Consider the following 15847-nt stretch of genomic DNA (forward strand, 5'->3'; position numbering starts at 1 on the left):
GAGGCGCCGGGAGACCCACCCACGGGGGAACAGTGATCACTCGACGGACCGCACTCAGGGCAGGCGTGGCCGCCACCAGCATCGTCGGCACGGGCGGCATGCTGCTGCCCGCCGTCACCGCCACCGCGACCGAGCCCCGCGCCGCCGCGGCCGAGCTCGACGTCACCGGCATAGCCAAGTTCACCCAGCGGATGCCGCTCGCGCCCGTCCTCCAGCCCTACCTCACCACCAACACCACCAGCTACTACCGCATGGACCTGAAGGAAGTCTCCAGGGAGATCGTGCCCGGCCTGACCACCCGTGTGCGCACGTTCAACGGATCCTTCCCGGGCCCCGTCATCAAGGCCGAGTCGGGCCGCCGCGTCGTCGTCCGGCAGACCAACTCCCTCTCCGTGCCCACCTCGATCCACCTGCACGGCGCGCACGTCCCGCAGGACAGCGACGGCTCCCCGATGGACGTGATCGCGCCGGGCGGCGGCAGCAAGACGTACACCTACCCCAACACCCAGCCGCACGCGAACCTGTGGTTCCACGACCACGCGCACCACATGGAGTCGGAGAACGTCTTCCGCGGCATGACGGGCACCTACCTCCTCACCGACGACATCGAGCGCCGGCTGCGCCTGCCCTCCGGCAGCTACGACATCCCGATCTCGCTGCGCGACGCCCGCTTCGCCACCACCGGCGAACTCATCTACGAGATGGGCGACTTCCACAACCGCAACGCGATCCTCGCCAACGGCAAGCCCTGGCCCTACTTCGAGGTGTCGGCCCGCAAGTACCGCTTCCGCTTCACCAACACCGCCAACCAGCGGTTCTTCGACCTGCGCCTCGCCGACGACTCGGAGATCGTGCAGATCGGCACCGACGGCGGTCTGCTGCCCGCCCCGCACCGTACGAACACGGTCGCCATCAGCCCGGGCGAGCGCGCGGACGTCGTCATCGACTTCTCCCGCTACCCCGTCGGCAGCACCATCGAACTGGTCAACAAGGACGTCGCGCCCTTCGAATCGGCCGACACGGTCGGCAAGGTCATCCAGTTCCGGATCACCCGCTCCGCGTACGACAACAGCGTCGTCCCCGCCACCCTGCGCACCCTGCCGCCGCTCCCCGCCGCCACCGTCACCCGCGACTTCGACATGCGGATGGACGAGACCGGCAGCCCGGGCAGCCAGGCGTACATCAACGGCAAGACCTACGACATGGACCGGATCGACACCGAGATCGCCTACGGTGCCACGGAGATCTGGACCGTGAAGAACAGCAACAAGTTCGCCCCGCACAATTTCCACATGCACCTGGTGCAGTTCCGAGTGCTGGAGCGCAACGGCCAGCCGGTCACGGCCGGTTCGGAGACCGGCCTCAAGGACACCGTCCCGCTGAAGCCGGGCGAGACCGTCAAGCTCCAGGCCACCTTCACGGGATACCGCGGCACCTACGTCTACCACTGCCACCTGTTCGACCACGGCGCCATGGGCATGATGGCGAACATGCGCATCTCCTGACGCGCCCTCCCGCCCGCGCGGCGCCCCGGTGGACCCTCGGTCCGCCGGGGCGCAGCCGTTGCCGACCGGGCCCCACGGACCAGGGGGGTTATCCCCACCCCGGGGCGACCGGGCTGCCGGATGGGGCCCAGGGCCGCAGGCAACGAGGCTTGTCCCATGACGACTTCCAGGAACAAGGCCCTGCTCCTCGCCCTCTGCGCCGCCACCGCCGCCACCACCCTGAGCGTCACGCTCCCGGCGGCGGCCACCGCCACCACCTCGGCCGGAGCGGACGTGGCGGCCGGAGCGGGTGCCCCCGTCCCCCGGCTCGTCTGGCATCCCTGCGCCGCGCCGGGCGGCCCGGCCACCCAGGAGTGCGCCGACCTGCCCGTCCCCCTCGACTACGCGGACCCCTCCGGCCCCCAGATCAAGGTCGCCGTCTCCCGCGTCCGCAGCGACCGCCCCCGGGCCCGCCGGGGCGCGCTCGTCGTGATCCCCGGCGGCCCGGGCGGCTCGGGCGTCCAGCGCCTGACGCAGAAGGGCGAGGCGCTGCGCGGCCAACTGGGCGGCGCCTACGACCTCGTCACCTTCGATCCGCGCGGCGTCGGGGGCAGCACCACCGCCTCGTGCGGCCTCGCCCCCGGCGACCGCTACCTCACCAGCCTGCGCGCCTGGCCGGCCGCCGACGGCGACATCACCGAGAACGTGGCCCGCGCCCAGCGCATCGCCGAGGCCTGCGCTGCCAACGGCGGCCCCGTGCTGCGCAGTTTCACCACCGCCAACCAGGTCCGCGACATGGACCGGCTGCGCGAGGCCCTCGGTGAGGACAAGCTCTCCGCCTGGGGGGTCTCCTACGGGACCTACGTCGGCGCCGTGTACGCGCAGAAGTACCCGGAGCGCACCGACCGCTGGGTCCTCGACAGCAGCGGCGACCCCGACCCGGCCCGCGTCGCGCGGGGCTGGCTCGCCAACATGGCACAGGGTGCCGAGGACCGCTTCCCCGACTTCGCCGCCTGGGCCTCCCACCCCGACCGCGACAAGGACGGCCTGCGCCTGGCACACGACGCCGCGGACGTGGAACCCCGCCTGCTGGCCCTGGCCGCCTCCCTGGACCGCGCACCGAGGCCGTCCACCACCCCCGGCGTGCCCCTGACCGGCAACGGCCTGCGCCAGACCCTCCAGAACGCCCTCTACAGCGACTCCGCGTTCCCCGCCCTCGCACGGCTCCTCCTCTCCCTCGACGACCCGGCGGCCACCCCCGTCCTGCCGCCGGAGCTGGCCCGGCCGATGCGCGACGAGGACGCCGCCCAGCTCGTCGGGGTGCTGTGCAACGACGTGGCCTGGCCGCGCGACGGCGCCGCCGCGGGCCAGCGCGCCGTCGACGAGGACCGGGCGCGCCACCCCCTCACCGCCGGGATGCCGGTGAACGTGCTGCCCTGCGCCTTCTGGAAGTCCGCCCCCGAGCAGAAGCCGACCCGGATCACGGCGCAGGGCCCGTCCGACATCCTGATGATCCAGAGCCGCCGCGACCCGTCCACGCCCCTGTCCAAGGGGCTGAAGATGCGCGAGGCGCTGGGCGCGCGGGCCGTCCTGGTCACCGTCGAGCAGGGCGGTCACGGCCTCTACCTCGGCAACGGCAACGCCTGCGGCGACCGCACCGTCACCACCTTCCTCACCACCGGCAAGCGCCCCGCCCGCGACACCACCTGCGCCAACTGATCCCGGGCCGCGCGTACCGGGCGCGGCCGGGGCGGCGGTGGTTGACTGGTGGGCATGCCGCTCGACACCTACGGGGTGCTCTCGGGAACCCTGCACCGCCACTTCCGCGATCAGCCCGACACCCAGGGGCGGTGGTTCCACGTCAACCTGGAGGTCGACGCCCCCGCCGGCCGCTACCGCTGCGCCGTCGACGTGGACGGCAAGGAGTCCGCCACCGGCGTCCGGTGGAAGGCCTTCGTCCTGGCCGCCTCGGTGCTCGACCCGCTGCCCGCGCTGGCCCCCGGGTACCACGGGCTGTCGGCCTCCTGCGGCTCGGGCGCCGTCGACTGCCTGCGCCACCCGGCCCTCAGGGAGGGGCGCGGCCGCCTCTTCCCGCGCCGTCCGCCCGCGTGGCTCCGGTCCCTCCTGGACCGGCTGGACCCGCCCCGGCCCTGGATCAGCGGCTCCAACCTCGACGCCGCCGCGGCCCTCGAACCGATCCTGGTCCCGGGCCGGCCGGTCCTCGTCCTCGGCCAGCCCTTCGACCACGGCGGCCCGGGCATGCACAACATCCACCAGAACCAGGGCGATCCGTACGGCAGCCGGTGGTGGGCCGACAACGGCACCTGGCAGGACGGGGCCACCTTCACCCGGCGCCCCGACGGCCGCTACGACGTGTTCCTGAACAAGTTCTCCAGCCAGGCCGGCCGGACCGGCCCGGACGGCCATCCCCTCTGAGCCGACGGCCCGTCCCGTTCCGGCCCCGGAAAATTCTTGACCGATCGTTCCAGACGGTCTTATGATCTTGTGCATGGCCAGGACCAAGGAATTCGATCCGGACGCCGTGCTCCAGTCAGCCCTCGAACTGTTCTGGCGGCGCGGCTACGAAGCGACGTCGATCGCCGACCTCGTCGAACACCTCGGCATCGGCCGCGCCAGCATCTACGCGACCTTCGGCAGCAAGCACGAGTTGTACCTGCGGGCCCTGGACCGGTACGCCGAGTCCGGCGACCCCCTGCTGCTCGACGACCTGTCCCGGCCGGGTCCCGCCCTGCCCGGCGTACGGGCGCTGGTGCGGCGCTTCGCGGCCGAGGCGGCCTCCCCGGCCGACCGGCGCGACGGCTGCTTCGTCACCAATACCGCGGCCGAACTCGCCTCCCGCGACCCGGCCGCGGCGCGCCGCGTCGAGACCAGCTGGGACCGGCTCGAAACCCTGCTCCACGCCGCCCTCGTACGGGCCCGGGCGCAGGGCGAACTGCCCGCGGGGCGCGATCCCCGCGCCCTGGCCCGGCTGCTGCTCGTGGTGCTGCAAGGGGTGCGGGTCGTCGGCAAGGCCTCGGACGACCCCGCCCGGGTGCGCGACGCGGCCGAGCAGGCCCTGGCCCTGCTGGACTGAACCCCGTCCGTACGGGGGGAGCCTTCGGGCTCCCTTTTTCCGGACTCGATACTGGACCGAACGTTCAAATATGAGGGCGGGTGCCCAAGGCGCCCCCCACGAAGGAGTCACCGACATGCAGGACCGCTTCACCGGCAGGACCGCCCTCGTCACCGGCGCGGGCACCGGCCTCGGCCGCGCCATCGCCCTCGCCTTCGCCGCCGAGGGCGCCCGCGTCGTCGTCGCCGGACGCACCGCCGCCCGACTGGAGGAGACCGTCGCCCTCATCGAGGCGGCGGGCGGCACGGCAGCCGCCGTCACGGCCGACGTCACCGACTCCGACAGCCTGCGCGAGCTCGTCGCCAAGACCACCGACCGCTTCGGCACCCTCGACGTCGCCGTCAACAACGCCGGGATCCTGCGCGGCACCGGACCCGCCGCCGACATCGCCCCGGAGGACTGGGACGCCGTGCTGCGCACCAACGTCACCGGCGTCTGGCTGGCGATGAGCCACCAGATCGCCCACATGCGGGCCCACGGCGGCGGCACCATCGTCAACGTCTCCTCCAACCTCGGTGCCCACCAGCGCATCCCGGGCGCCGCCGCCTACATCACCTCGAAGGCGGCCGTCTCGGCCCTCACCCGCGCCGCCGCCCTGGACCACATCGCGGACGGTGTGCGCATCAACGCCGTCAGTCCGGGCGCCTCCGCCGGGCCCATGTCGCTGCTGCCGGGCGAGACCGAGGGCGGGCGGGCCGAGCGGGTCAGGACGCAGAACCCGCTCGGCCGGATCGCGGAGGCCGCCGAGGTCGCCGCCGCCGTGCTCTACCTCGCCTCGCCCGCCGCCGGTTCGGTCGTCGGGGCCGACCTCGTCATCGACAGCGGCTCATCGGCCTGACCCCGCACCGGGGTTCAGCCCCGGGCGGCCGGATCCGGCAGCGGGTTCCCCTCGCACCGCGCGTCGGCGGCGGGCAGCCGGCCGCCCGCCAGGAACCCCACCACGTACCCGTCCACACAGGCGTTGCCCGACTGGTAGGCGCCGTGGTCCCCGCCCCGGACGGTGACCAGGCGCGAACCGGCCAGCGCCCGGTGCGCGCGCAGGGCGCCCTCGTAGTGGGTCGCCGGGTCGTGCGTGGAGTTGAGCATCAGGACCGGCGGCAGTCCGCGGCCCGTCACCTCGACCCGGGGCGCCCCGGACCGGGGCCACTGCGCGCAGACCGCCGCGTAGGCCAGCTCCCGGGCCCCGGCCAGGGGGCGGGCGGCGGAGTCGGCCGCGCTCCGAGCCACCCACCCGCCCAGGTCACGGCTCCACGGGGTGTCCTGGCAGACGACGGCGAAGAAGTCCGCCGCGAACGCCGCCGCCATGGGGTGCGCCAGCTTCGCGGCGAGGGCCTGCCGGGCGGCCGGGGAGGCGGCCTCGGGGTGCTCCAGCACGCCGAGCACCGCCGCGAGGTCGGGGAAGCGGTCGCCGTCGTAGAGCAGGCCCGTCACGGCGGCGTCGAGGCGGTCCGCGGTGACCCGCGTCCCCTCCAGGTCCAGCGGGCGTTCGCGCAGCGCCGCGCGCACCCGCTCGTAAGCCGCCCGCCCCTCCTCGGGGGTGGCGCCCAGGTGGTAGACGGAGTCGTTCTTCGCCAGCCAGGGCAGGAAGTCCTCGTCGAAGCGCCGCTGGAAGCTCAGCGGCTGCCCCGTCATGAAGGACTCCCACCCCCCGGCGAAGTCGACGTTGCTGTCGAGGACCATCCGGTCCACGCGGCGCGGGAACTCCGTGGCGTAGTAGGCCCCGAGGAAGCTCGCGTACGACGGCCCGTAGTAGGAGAGCTGCCGCGCGCCGAGCAACGCCCGGTACAGGTCCATGTCGTGGACGGCCTGGTCGGTGGTGATGAAGGGCAGCAGGCCGCCCGAGGCACGGCCGCAGTCGGCCACGAACCCCCGGGTCCGCTCCAGCGTCGAGGCGACCGCGCCCGGCGACCGGTCGCGCAGGTCGCCGCCCGCGAACATGGCGTCGACCGCCTCCTGGTCCGAGCAGACCACGTTCGTGCTGGCCCCGACCCCGCGCTGGTCGAAGCCGACGATGTCGTACGCGGCCGCCAGCTCCGGCGCGTACGAGGCCAGCCCCGCGGGCCGGCCCAGCCCCGAGGCGCCGGGGCCCCCGGCCGCCACCATCAGGACGCCGCGCCGGGCACCGGGCCCCGCGGCCCGGTGCCGGGAGACGGCGACGGTGAGGTCGGGACCGGCGCCGGGGTGGTACCAGTCGCGCGGCACCGTCATCCGGGCGCATTCGAGCGGACCGGACGGGCAGGGCTGCCAGTCGAGGCGCTGCTGCGCGTACCGGGCGGGTACGGGCGGCGCGCCGGCGGCCGCCGAGGCGGCCGCGGGAGCGGCGGGCAGGGCGGCCAGGGCCAGGAGCCCGCAGGCCGCGGCCGCGGCCCACCGCGCCGGCTTCCTGAAGAGGTGCATGGGAAGGTGTCCCCCCGTAGGAGTGGTTCGGTCACTCCCCACCCTCCCCGGCCGGGCCGCCCGGGACGATCTCCCGGGCACCCGTTCCGGGGGTGGTGCTGGTGCCACCCCCCGGGCGCCCGCGCCGGTCAGGAGGAGCGGCGGACCAGGTGCGCCGTCAGGTGGTGCTGGAGGGGCTGCCCCACCGCCGCCATGTCGTGCACGACCGTCAGCCGGTCGCCGTCGAGGGTGTAGTGCCGCCGCGTGCCGGTGACCTCCTTGGCCTTCGGGGTCAGCGCCACCCGGTCGGTCCCGATCTCGAACTCCACCCCGGCGGCCCGCCCCGTGTACGTCTCCACGATGCCGGTCGGGTGCGCGAGCACCACCTCCAGGGAGGCGTCGGGGGCCACCCGCCACCATCCGGCCTCCCGCCCCGCGGGCCGCACCGGCGTCCCGGAGCCGTCGATCAGCCAGGCGCGCGCCTCGTAGCGCAGGAAGGGACGCCCGTCGTGGCTGAAGGTGACCTCCTGCTCGTAGCGGAAGTCCTGCTCCAGCGTCGGGTACTCGCCCCGCCCGCGCCCGTGCCACCGGCCGATCAGCCCGAGGACGGGCCCGAGCTGCGGGTGCGGCTCGGGGCCCTCGCCGAGGGCGTGGGTGTCGGGGTACGGATTGTCCTGGACCGGATCGAACATGCTCACCTTGCCTGTGTGTGAAGTGCCTGGCGGCACGCAGCCTAGGGGGTGCCGTTTCCGGCGCCCGTCCCGGCCGCACCCCGTCGCACCCCGGCGGGCCGGGGGCCGGAGGCGGAAGACGCGGCCCGCCCCACGAACTCCTCGTCGCCGTAGTGCACTTCGGCGCGGCTCCAGTCCACGCCGAGGGACTGCGTGAGCGTGCGGGCCAGGGGGAGGTCGGCGAGCGGGGCGATGAGGACGAGGCGGCCGTCGAGGGCGACCGAGCCGCCGCCCAGGTGCTCGCGCGCCTCGGGGTCGGCGAGCAGGGCGTCGCGCAGCCGGCCGGGGCTGACACCGGGGGCCTGGATCTCCACCGCGTCGACGTCCGGGGAGGTGCGCGGCAGGCAGCGGAAGGTCAGCACCGCCTCCTGGTCGTACCGCTTGCCGATGACTTCGGCGATGTGGTGCAGCCCGGCGGGGCCCACCCGGTCGAGGCCGAAGCGCCGTGACCGCTCGTACGTGGCCTGCTGCCGCTCGCCGGACCAGAACACCCCGTCCAGCAGCGTCGAGTCACCGGGCCGGGCGCCCTGGGCCCGGATGATGCCGCGGACCTCGCGGTCGAAGCCCGACAGGCGGGTCCTGAGCCGGGGGTCGGCCGGGTCCGTGATGACCGCCGTGTTGTTCGTGGCGAAGACCTCCGCCGTCGGGCACCCCGCGTCGGCGGCCGAAGCGGTGCCCGCCCCCGCCGAACCCGCCGCCAGGACCCCGACCGTGACCAGCGCCGTCAACCGCCTCATGCCGCAACTCCCCTGGTGTGCAACCCCGCCGCCGCGCCCCTTGGCGGCGGCGGGGATCATCCTAGGAGCGGGACGCGGCGCCCGGGGCGGGAGCGACCCGGATGGCCGGTGTACGCGATCAGTCCACCGGGCGGGCGAGGCCCTCGATCACCACGGCGCCGGGGAGGGCGGCGAAGAGCTCCCCCGGCAGGATCAGCTTGCCGCGCCGGCCGCCGCTGCCCACCAGGACGTACGGCATCTCCACGACCGCCGCGTCCACCAGCAGCGGCCAGTCGCCCGGCAGGCCCAGCGGGGTGATGCCGCCGTATTCCATGCCGGTCAGTTCCACGGCCGTGTCCATCGGGGCGAACGACACCTTCCGGGCCCCCAGGTGCCGGCGGACCACTCCGTTGACGTCGACCCGGCCCGCCGAGGGCACCAGGCAGGCCGCCAGGGTGCTCTCGCCGCCGCGCCGGGCGGCCACCACCACGCAGTTCGCCGACCGTTCGAGCAGCTCGCGCCCGTAGTGCTCGACGAAGGCGGCCGTGTCGGCCACCGCCGGATCCGTGTCGACGTACACGATCCGCTCCACCGGGAGGCCTCCCGCCCGGGCGCGGACCGCCTCGGCGACCGGCGGCACCAGCTCGGCGAGGCAGTCGGGGGCGGGGCGGGCGAGATCGAAGGAGCCGAGGGGAGAGCGCATGCCCGCACGGTAACAGCGGGCGCGCGCTCACACGGCGACGGCCTCGATGACCGACGCCGGCGCGGGTGTCGGCAGGATCCGGTGCAGCCGGAACCCCGCCCGGTCGAGCAGCCCCTCGAACTCGGCCGCGGTGCGCTCACGGCCCGCCGCCACCGTCAGCATGACGATGTCCATCTCCACGCCCGGATGCGGCACCCCGCCCCCCGGCAGGACCAGGTCCACGACCAGCAGCCGGGCCCCGGGCGCCGCCGCCCGGCGCACGGAGCCCAGGATCCGCAGCGCGTCCTCGTCGGGCCAGTCGTGCAGGACGTGCTTGAGCAGGTAGAAGTCACCGCCGGACGGGACCGCCGTGAAGAAGTCCCCGCCCTCCGTGCGCCAGCGGCCCGCACGCCCGGGGCCGTCCAGCACGTGGCCGGCGACCGTCGCCGGCCGGTCGAAGAGCACCCCGCGCAGCGTCGGCCCCCGGTCGAGCACGGCCCGCAGCAGCCCGCCCCGGCCGCCCGCCACGTCGATCACGCGGGCGCCCTCGGGGAACGCGAGGCTGCCCGCGACCAGTTCGTCGTCGCGTCCGGAGAGCGAGGCCATCCCGGCGTCGAAGACCGCCCGGTCGGCGGGGGAGGCGAGCAGGTGCTCGAAGAACGGCACCCCGTGGGCCAGCTCGAAGGACGGCCGTCCCGAGCGCAGCGTCCCCGGCAGCTCGGCGGCCGCCCGCCACAGCATCGGATCGGTGACCATCACCGCCGCGGCGTGCTGCGAGCCGGCGGCGTCGGTGCGCAGCGGCCGCCCGGCCTCCGCCAGGACGAAGGCGCCCCGCTCGTCCTCGTGGAACAGCCCGCGGACCGCGAGCAGCCGCAGCACGCGCCGCAGGGCGCGGGCGTCGGTACCGGTCCGGGCGGCGAGCTCCTCGGGGGTGCGCGCCCCGTCGGCGAGGTGGTCGGCGATCCGGTGGACGGCCACGGCCCGGAGCGCGGCGGCGTGGAAGTGCCCGTACATCAGCTCGTGCAGCACGGACGGCGCGGCGCGGCGGGAGCGGGCGCAGGGGTGCTCGGTGCGGTCGGTGCGGTCGGTGCGGTCGGTGTGCTCGCCGGGGCTGGCCACAGTCGCGCTCCTGTCGTGTCAGGGGGTGCCGCTCCGCCATGGTCGCCCCGCCGCCGGGCCCGCCGGAGCGCTTTCACCGCGACGCCACCCCGTCAAGTCGACTTCAGGGCACGGGGACCGCGTCGGCCCCGGCCCCGCGGGCGGCCAGTTCCCCCAGCCGTACGAGGCGTTCGCGCGTCTCCTCGTCGAGCGGCACGTAGCTCACCAGCCGCGCCCCCGAGGCGGGCTCCAGCCAGAGGTTGGTGTGCTCCACGTACAGCAGCCCCACCAGCGGGTTGAGGATGTACTTCGCCTTCCCGCCCTGCCCGACCACCTCGTGCCGCGCCCACACCTCCCGGAACTCCTCCGACGCCGCCTCCAGCCGCGCCAGCAGCGCCTTCCACGCGGGCTCGGCCAGGTGCTCGGCCATCGCGGCCCGGAACTTGGCCGCCATCGTCCGGTTCGAGTCGGGCAGGTTGACGACGGCCGCCCGCCACTGCGGGTCGGTGAAGGCCAGCCACAGGCAGTTGCGGTCCTCGGGCGGCAGCCGGTCCAGATCGCACAGCAGCCGCCCGTACGTGACGTTGTGGGCGAGGATGTCGTAGCGGCTGTTCTGGACGCAGGACGGGATCGGATCCAGCTGGTCGAGCATCGCCCGCAGCGCCGGGGTCAGCGTCGGGCAGGCCGTGTGCTGGGCCGGATCGGTGCTGGCGGCCAGCGCGAACAGGTGCGCCCGCTCACTGGCGTCCAGCAGCAGGGCGCGCGCCAGGGCGTCCAGCACCTGCGGGGACACCCGGATCTCGCGGGCCTGTTCCAGCCAGGTGTACCAGGTGACGCCGACCGCCGAGAGCTGCGCGACCTCCTCGCGCCGCAGTCCCGGGGTGCGCCGGCGCCGTCCGCGCACCAGACCGACCTGCTCCGGGGTGATCCGCTCGCGGCGGCTGCGCAGGAACTCGGCCAGCTCGTGCCGGCGGACGTCGCTCTCGGGTGCCACAGTGCTCATGGCACCAGGGTGCCGTACTCCGCATCCGGGTGCCAGGTACATCCACTACCAGGATAAAGACACTCTGGTACCCCGCTGAGCGGTGGAGCATCGTTCCCGGTGTGAGCGAAACGACCGTACGCACCCACCCCTCCTCCTCCCCCCACCGCGCGGAGCCGGCCACGCCGGGCGCCGGGGCGGCAGCCGCACTGCGCCCGCTGGGACTGTTCACCGTGCTCCTGGGCGCGGCCCTGCCGCTGATCGACTTCTTCATCGTCAACGTGGCGCTCCCCGCCATCGACAGCGACCTCGCGGCCGGCCCGGCCGTGCTGGAACTGGTCGTCGGCGGCTACGGAGTCGCCTACGCGGTGCTCCTCGTCCTCGGCGGCCGTCTCGGCGACACGGCCGGACGGCGCAGGCTCTTCATGACCGGCATGGCCGCCTTCGGCCTGACCTCCCTCGCCTGCGGACTGGCCCCCACCGCCTGGACCCTGGTCGGGGCGCGGGTGGCGCAGGGGGCGGCCGCGGCGCTGATGCTGCCCCAGGTGCTCGCCACCATCCAGGCCACCACGCAGGGCCCGCGCCGCGCCCGGGCGATGAGCCTCTACGGAGCCACCGCCGGGCTGTCCATGGTCGCGGGCCAGATCCTCGGCGGCGTGCTGGTCGCCGCCGACGTCGCGGGCTCCGGCTGGCGCTCGGTGTTCCTGGTGAACGTGCCCGTCGTGATCCTCGGACTGGTGCTCGCCGCCCGGGTGCTGCCCGAGACCCGCTCGGAGCGCCCCGCCTCGGTCGACGTACCGGGCACGCTGCTGCTCGGGCTGTCCCTGGTGTCCCTGCTGCTGCCGCTGACCGAGGGCCGGGCGACCGGCTGGCCGCTGTGGACCTGGGTGTCCCTGGCCGTGTTCCCCTTCGCCGCCGCCGCCTTCTACCTGACCGAACGCCGCGGGGACCGCACGGGCCGCACCCCGCTCGTCCCGCCGAGCCTGCTGCGCCTGGAGTCGCTGCGGCGCGGGCTGGTGATGCTGGTGCCCTTCTCCATCGGCTTCAGCGGCTTCATGTTCGTGGTGGCGGTGGCGCTCCAGCAGGGCCTGCGGATGGGGCCGGTGACCGCCGGTCTGGCCCTGGTGCCGATGGCCCTCGCCTTCTTCGCGGCCTCCCTCGCCGGGCCGCGCCTGGTCGGCCGCTTCGGCAGCCGGGTCGTCACCGCGGGCGGGCTGGTCCAGGGCGTGGGCATCCTGCTGCTCCTGCTGACCGTCCGGAGCGGCTGGCCGGACCTCGGCCTCGCCGCACTGGCCCCGGGCGTCGCGGTCGCGGGCCTCGGCCAGGGCCTCCAGCTGCCCGTGCTGATGCGGCTGATGCTCTCGGACGTCCCGGCCGACCGGGCCGGGGTGGGCGGCGGCGTCATGGTCACCACCCAGCAGTCGGCGCTCGCGCTGGGCGTCGCGACCCTGGGCAGCCTCTTCCTCGCGCTGGTCCCGTCGGCGGGGATGCGGACGGCCCTCGGCGTGACGCTGCTGGTCCAGCTCGGCATGATCGTGCTGACGGTCCTGCTCAGCCTGCGCCTGCCGCGCGTCGTGCGCTGACCCTCGCTCGGAGGGTGCAACTGCGAGGGCATCGCACCTGGTCACCGGGTGTACGACGGCTGTAGCCGAAATGGGTTCCCTGTGCCACCGTGAGCCCATGGAGGGCAACCGGAGCACCCACACGCACCACCACGACGACGCCCACGCCCACGGCCACGCGCACGGCGACGCCCACGGCCAGGGCCACGCGCACGGCGAGGCGCACGGCCACGGCGACGGGCGCGGCGCGCCGCCGTGGCACCGGATCGGCCACCTGCTCAGGCCGCACGGCCACGAAGCCGCCGACAAGGTCGACACGGCGATGGAGGCCTCCCGCGAGGGCATGCGCACGCTGTGGATCTCCCTCGCCGTCCTCGGGGCCACCACCGCCGTCCAGGCCGTCATCGTGGCCCTGTCCGGTTCGGTGGCGCTCCTCGGCGACACCGTGCACAACGCCGCCGACGCGCTGACCGCCGTTCCCCTGGGCATCGCCTTCGTCCTCGGCCGGCGGGCGGCGAACCGCCGCTTCACCTACGGCTACGGCCGGGCCGAGGACCTGGCGGGCGTGCTCATCGTCCTCACCATCGCCGCGTCCGCGGCCTTCGCCGCCTGGGCGGCCGTCGACCGGCTCCTGCACCCCCGCGAGGTCACCCACCTGTGGGCGGTCGCCGCCGCCGCGCTGGCCGGCTTCGCCGGGAACGAATGGGTGGCCCGCCACCGCATCCGCACCGGCCGCAGGATCGGCTCCGCCGCGCTGGTCGCCGACGGACTGCACGCCCGCACCGACGGCTTCACCTCCCTCGCGGTGCTGCTCGGTGCCGGCGGCTCCGCACTCGGCTGGCGGGCCGCCGACCCGGCCGTCGGACTGCTGATCACCCTCGCCATCCTGGTGGTGCTGGGCGACGCCGCCCGCCAGGTCGGCCGACGGCTGATGGACTGCGTCGACCCGGCACTCGTCGACACCGCCGAGGGGGCGCTGCGCCGGGTGGAGGGGGTGCTGGACGTGGGGCAGCTGCGGATGCGGTGGCTCGGCCACACCCTGCGGGCCGAGGCCGACATCGTCGTCGGGCACCGGCTGAGCGTCGTCGAGGCCCACGACGTGGCGGTCGCCGCGGAGCACGCCCTGATCCACGCGCTGCCCCGGCTCACGGCGGCGACCGTCCACACCGACCACGCCCACCCGGGCGGCCGGGACCCGCACGCCGCCCTCGGCCACCACGCCGGCGGCTGAGGCCCGTACGCACCGGGGAGGACCGCGGGCGCCGCGGTGTTACCGTCGCGCCCATGTCCAAAACCGAGATAGACGCGCTGACCGCGGAGTTCTTCGCCGCCTTCGACAACCGGGGCGGCAAGGCCGCCGACGTGGCGCGGCTGCGCCGGCTGGTCCTGCCCGGCGGCGTGATCGTCAAGACCGGACCGGAGTTCACGGCCTACACCCTGGAGGAGTTCATCGAGCCGCGCGAGCGGCTGCTGAACGACGGCCGGCTCGTGGAGTTCACGGAATGGGAGACCGCCGAGCGGACCGACATCGAGGGTGACGTCGCGTCACGCTTCGGCGAGTACCGCAAGTCCGGCGTCCTGGACGGTACGCCCTTCGAGGGCGGCGGGACCAAGGCCCTCCAGTTCGTCCGGACCCCGGACGGCTGGCGCATCGCCGCCTTCTCCTGGTTCGACCGGCCCTGACGGAGCGCGCGTCAGCGGACTGCCAAGGCCTCCTCCGCCCGCCGGACCAGGCCGGTGATCAGCGAGGCGATCTCCGGCCAGAGCGCACGCGGCAGGTCGTGCCCCATTCCGTCGAAGGTCACGAACTCGGCGCCGGGAACGGCCCCGGCGGTGGCCCGGCCGCCGCTGACGTCGCACATCACGTCGTCGCGGCCGTGGATCACCAGCGTGGGCACGGCCAGCGAGGCCAGCCGCGCCGTCCGGTCCCCGGAGGCGACGGAGGCCACCGCCTGGCGGGCGACGCCGAGCGGATCGTGGGCCCGGTCGAAGGACCGCCGGGCCCGGTCACGGACGGCGGCCTCGTCGAAGGGGAAGCCCGGGGACCCGAGGACCCGTACGGTCCGCACCATCCGCTCGACCACCTCCTCGCGCTGCGTCGCGACCGGCCCGGCCAGTGCGCCCAGCGCCTCGGGTTTGGCCTGCCCGACGCGCGGGTCGCCCGTCGAGGACATCAAGGACGTCAGCGACCGCACCCGGCCGGGGTGTTCGAGCGCGACCGTCTGGGCGATGGCCCCGCCCATGGACAGTCCGACCAGATGGGCGCCGTCGATACCCAGCGCGTCGAGCAGGCCGACGCTGTCGGCGGCCATGTCGGAGAGGGTGTACGACACCGATGACAGGTCCCCGGCCAGCGCGGCCCGCACGTCCGGCACGGGCGCGTCCGGAAAGTGCGAGGACAGGCCGACGTCGCGGTTGTCGAACCGGATGACCTGGACCCCGCGCGCGGCCAGTTCGGCGCAGAAGCCCTCCGGCCAGCCCAGCATCTGCAGGGCGATGCCCATGATCAGCAGGACGGCCGGGTCGCGCGGATCCCCGAAGCGCTCGTAGGCCACCTCGATCCCCGACGGGCCCACCCCGAACGCCTTCTGTTCGCTCATGCGCCCACGATAGAGCGGCTCCGGCCGTCACCCGGCCGCGGCGCCCCCGCGGGCGAGGCGGTGCACCCGGTCGAGGAACTCGGCCGGATGGAAGGGCTTCGCGAGGACCTCGTCCACCCCCGCCTTCAGCGCCTGCACGGTGCACTCGGGGTCGGCCGGGGGCAGCGCCAGGATCGGCAGGGACCCGTGGCCCGGGTCCCTGCGGACCTCCTCGAACAGGGCCACCTCGTCCAGCCCCGGCCCGGTGCGCTCGCACACCAGCAGGGCGACCGGTCCCTCCCGCTCCAGCAGGCCCAGCGTGTCCCGGCCGCTGCCACCGTCGACCACCGCGTAACCCCCGGCGACGAGCAGCCGCTCGAGCAGCCCCCACAGCCGGCGGTCCTTGACGATCAGGAGGACCCTGACGGGGGTGTCACTGCTCATGATGTGCCTCTTGCTCCGACGCGCGCCGCCTTCCTGACGGCGCAGGTGCCCATCCTCCCC

16 protein-coding genes are annotated in these 15847 nt (G+C 74.8%); 8 read left to right on the forward strand and 8 right to left on the reverse strand.

Features of this window, described 5'->3' with window-relative positions:
* The first annotated feature begins 32 nt into the window (after window positions 1-32).
* The 5 genes from ACGFXC_RS04060 (at window position 33) to ACGFXC_RS04080 (ending at window position 5455) form a co-directional block, all read left to right on the forward strand.
* Entirely contained in the window at window positions 33-1505 is a 1473-nt protein-coding gene (locus tag ACGFXC_RS04060; protein WP_393709204.1) for a multicopper oxidase family protein, read from the forward strand.
* 156 nt (window positions 1506-1661) lie between these two features.
* Window positions 1662-3203: an alpha/beta hydrolase gene (locus ACGFXC_RS04065; protein WP_393709206.1), complete on the forward strand. Its 1542-nt coding sequence runs from the start codon at window positions 1662-1664 to the stop codon at window positions 3201-3203.
* A gap of 54 nt (window positions 3204-3257) precedes the next feature.
* Window positions 3258-3920 (forward strand): DUF2278 family protein, encoded by a 663-nt coding sequence (locus ACGFXC_RS04070; protein WP_393709208.1) that lies wholly within the window; start codon window positions 3258-3260, stop codon window positions 3918-3920.
* A 73-nt stretch (window positions 3921-3993) separates the two neighbouring features.
* Window positions 3994-4578, forward strand: a complete 585-nt coding sequence (locus tag ACGFXC_RS04075; protein ID WP_393709210.1) for a TetR/AcrR family transcriptional regulator — start codon at window positions 3994-3996, stop codon at window positions 4576-4578.
* Window positions 4579-4693: 115 nt separating this feature from the next.
* Window positions 4694-5455, forward strand: coding sequence for an SDR family NAD(P)-dependent oxidoreductase (locus ACGFXC_RS04080; protein WP_393709211.1), 762 nt, complete (start codon window positions 4694-4696; stop codon window positions 5453-5455).
* A 14-nt stretch (window positions 5456-5469) separates the two neighbouring features.
* On the opposite strand, the gene ACGFXC_RS04085 is transcribed toward ACGFXC_RS04080, so the two are convergent.
* The 6 genes from ACGFXC_RS04085 to ACGFXC_RS04110 form a co-directional block, all read right to left on the reverse strand.
* Entirely contained in the window at window positions 5470-7014 is a 1545-nt protein-coding gene (locus ACGFXC_RS04085) for an alpha/beta hydrolase (RefSeq protein ID WP_393709213.1), read from the reverse strand.
* A 128-nt stretch (window positions 7015-7142) separates the two neighbouring features.
* On the reverse strand, window positions 7143-7685 hold the full coding sequence (locus ACGFXC_RS04090) for an FABP family protein (RefSeq protein WP_393709608.1): 543 nt from the start codon (window positions 7683-7685) through the stop codon (window positions 7143-7145).
* A 41-nt stretch (window positions 7686-7726) separates the two neighbouring features.
* On the reverse strand, window positions 7727-8461 hold the full coding sequence (locus ACGFXC_RS04095) for a hypothetical protein (protein ID WP_393709214.1): 735 nt from the start codon (window positions 8459-8461) through the stop codon (window positions 7727-7729).
* 118 nt (window positions 8462-8579) lie between these two features.
* Complete coding sequence (locus tag ACGFXC_RS04100; RefSeq protein WP_393709216.1) at window positions 8580-9143, reverse strand: YbaK/EbsC family protein; 564 nt, start codon at window positions 9141-9143, stop codon at window positions 8580-8582.
* 27 nt (window positions 9144-9170) lie between these two features.
* Window positions 9171-10241 (reverse strand): methyltransferase, encoded by a 1071-nt coding sequence (locus ACGFXC_RS04105; RefSeq protein ID WP_393709218.1) that lies wholly within the window; start codon window positions 10239-10241, stop codon window positions 9171-9173.
* A gap of 103 nt (window positions 10242-10344) precedes the next feature.
* Window positions 10345-11223, reverse strand: a complete 879-nt coding sequence (locus ACGFXC_RS04110) for a helix-turn-helix domain-containing protein (RefSeq protein WP_393709220.1) — start codon at window positions 11221-11223, stop codon at window positions 10345-10347.
* A gap of 188 nt (window positions 11224-11411) precedes the next feature.
* Here ACGFXC_RS04110 and ACGFXC_RS04115 point away from each other — a divergent pair, with 188 nt between their 5' ends.
* From ACGFXC_RS04115 to ACGFXC_RS04125, 3 genes are all read left to right on the forward strand, one after another.
* Complete coding sequence (locus tag ACGFXC_RS04115) at window positions 11412-12785, forward strand: MFS transporter (RefSeq protein WP_393709609.1); 1374 nt, start codon at window positions 11412-11414, stop codon at window positions 12783-12785.
* A 97-nt stretch (window positions 12786-12882) separates the two neighbouring features.
* Window positions 12883-13995 (forward strand): cation diffusion facilitator family transporter, encoded by a 1113-nt coding sequence (locus tag ACGFXC_RS04120; protein ID WP_393709222.1) that lies wholly within the window; start codon window positions 12883-12885, stop codon window positions 13993-13995.
* 53 nt (window positions 13996-14048) lie between these two features.
* Window positions 14049-14447 (forward strand): DUF4440 domain-containing protein, encoded by a 399-nt coding sequence (locus ACGFXC_RS04125; protein ID WP_393709224.1) that lies wholly within the window; start codon window positions 14049-14051, stop codon window positions 14445-14447.
* Window positions 14448-14458: 11 nt separating this feature from the next.
* On the opposite strand, the gene ACGFXC_RS04130 is transcribed toward ACGFXC_RS04125, so the two are convergent.
* Both ACGFXC_RS04130 and ACGFXC_RS04135 read right to left on the reverse strand, forming a co-directional pair.
* Window positions 14459-15364, reverse strand: a complete 906-nt coding sequence (locus ACGFXC_RS04130; RefSeq protein ID WP_393709225.1) for an alpha/beta hydrolase — start codon at window positions 15362-15364, stop codon at window positions 14459-14461.
* Between the two features lie 27 nt (window positions 15365-15391).
* Window positions 15392-15787: a two-component system response regulator gene (locus tag ACGFXC_RS04135; RefSeq protein ID WP_393709227.1), complete on the reverse strand. Its 396-nt coding sequence runs from the start codon at window positions 15785-15787 to the stop codon at window positions 15392-15394.
* Between the last annotated feature and the right edge of the window lie 60 nt (window positions 15788-15847).

Source organism: Streptomyces sp. NPDC048507 (assembly GCF_043199995.1).
GTDB lineage: Bacteria > Actinomycetota > Actinomycetes > Streptomycetales > Streptomycetaceae > Streptomyces.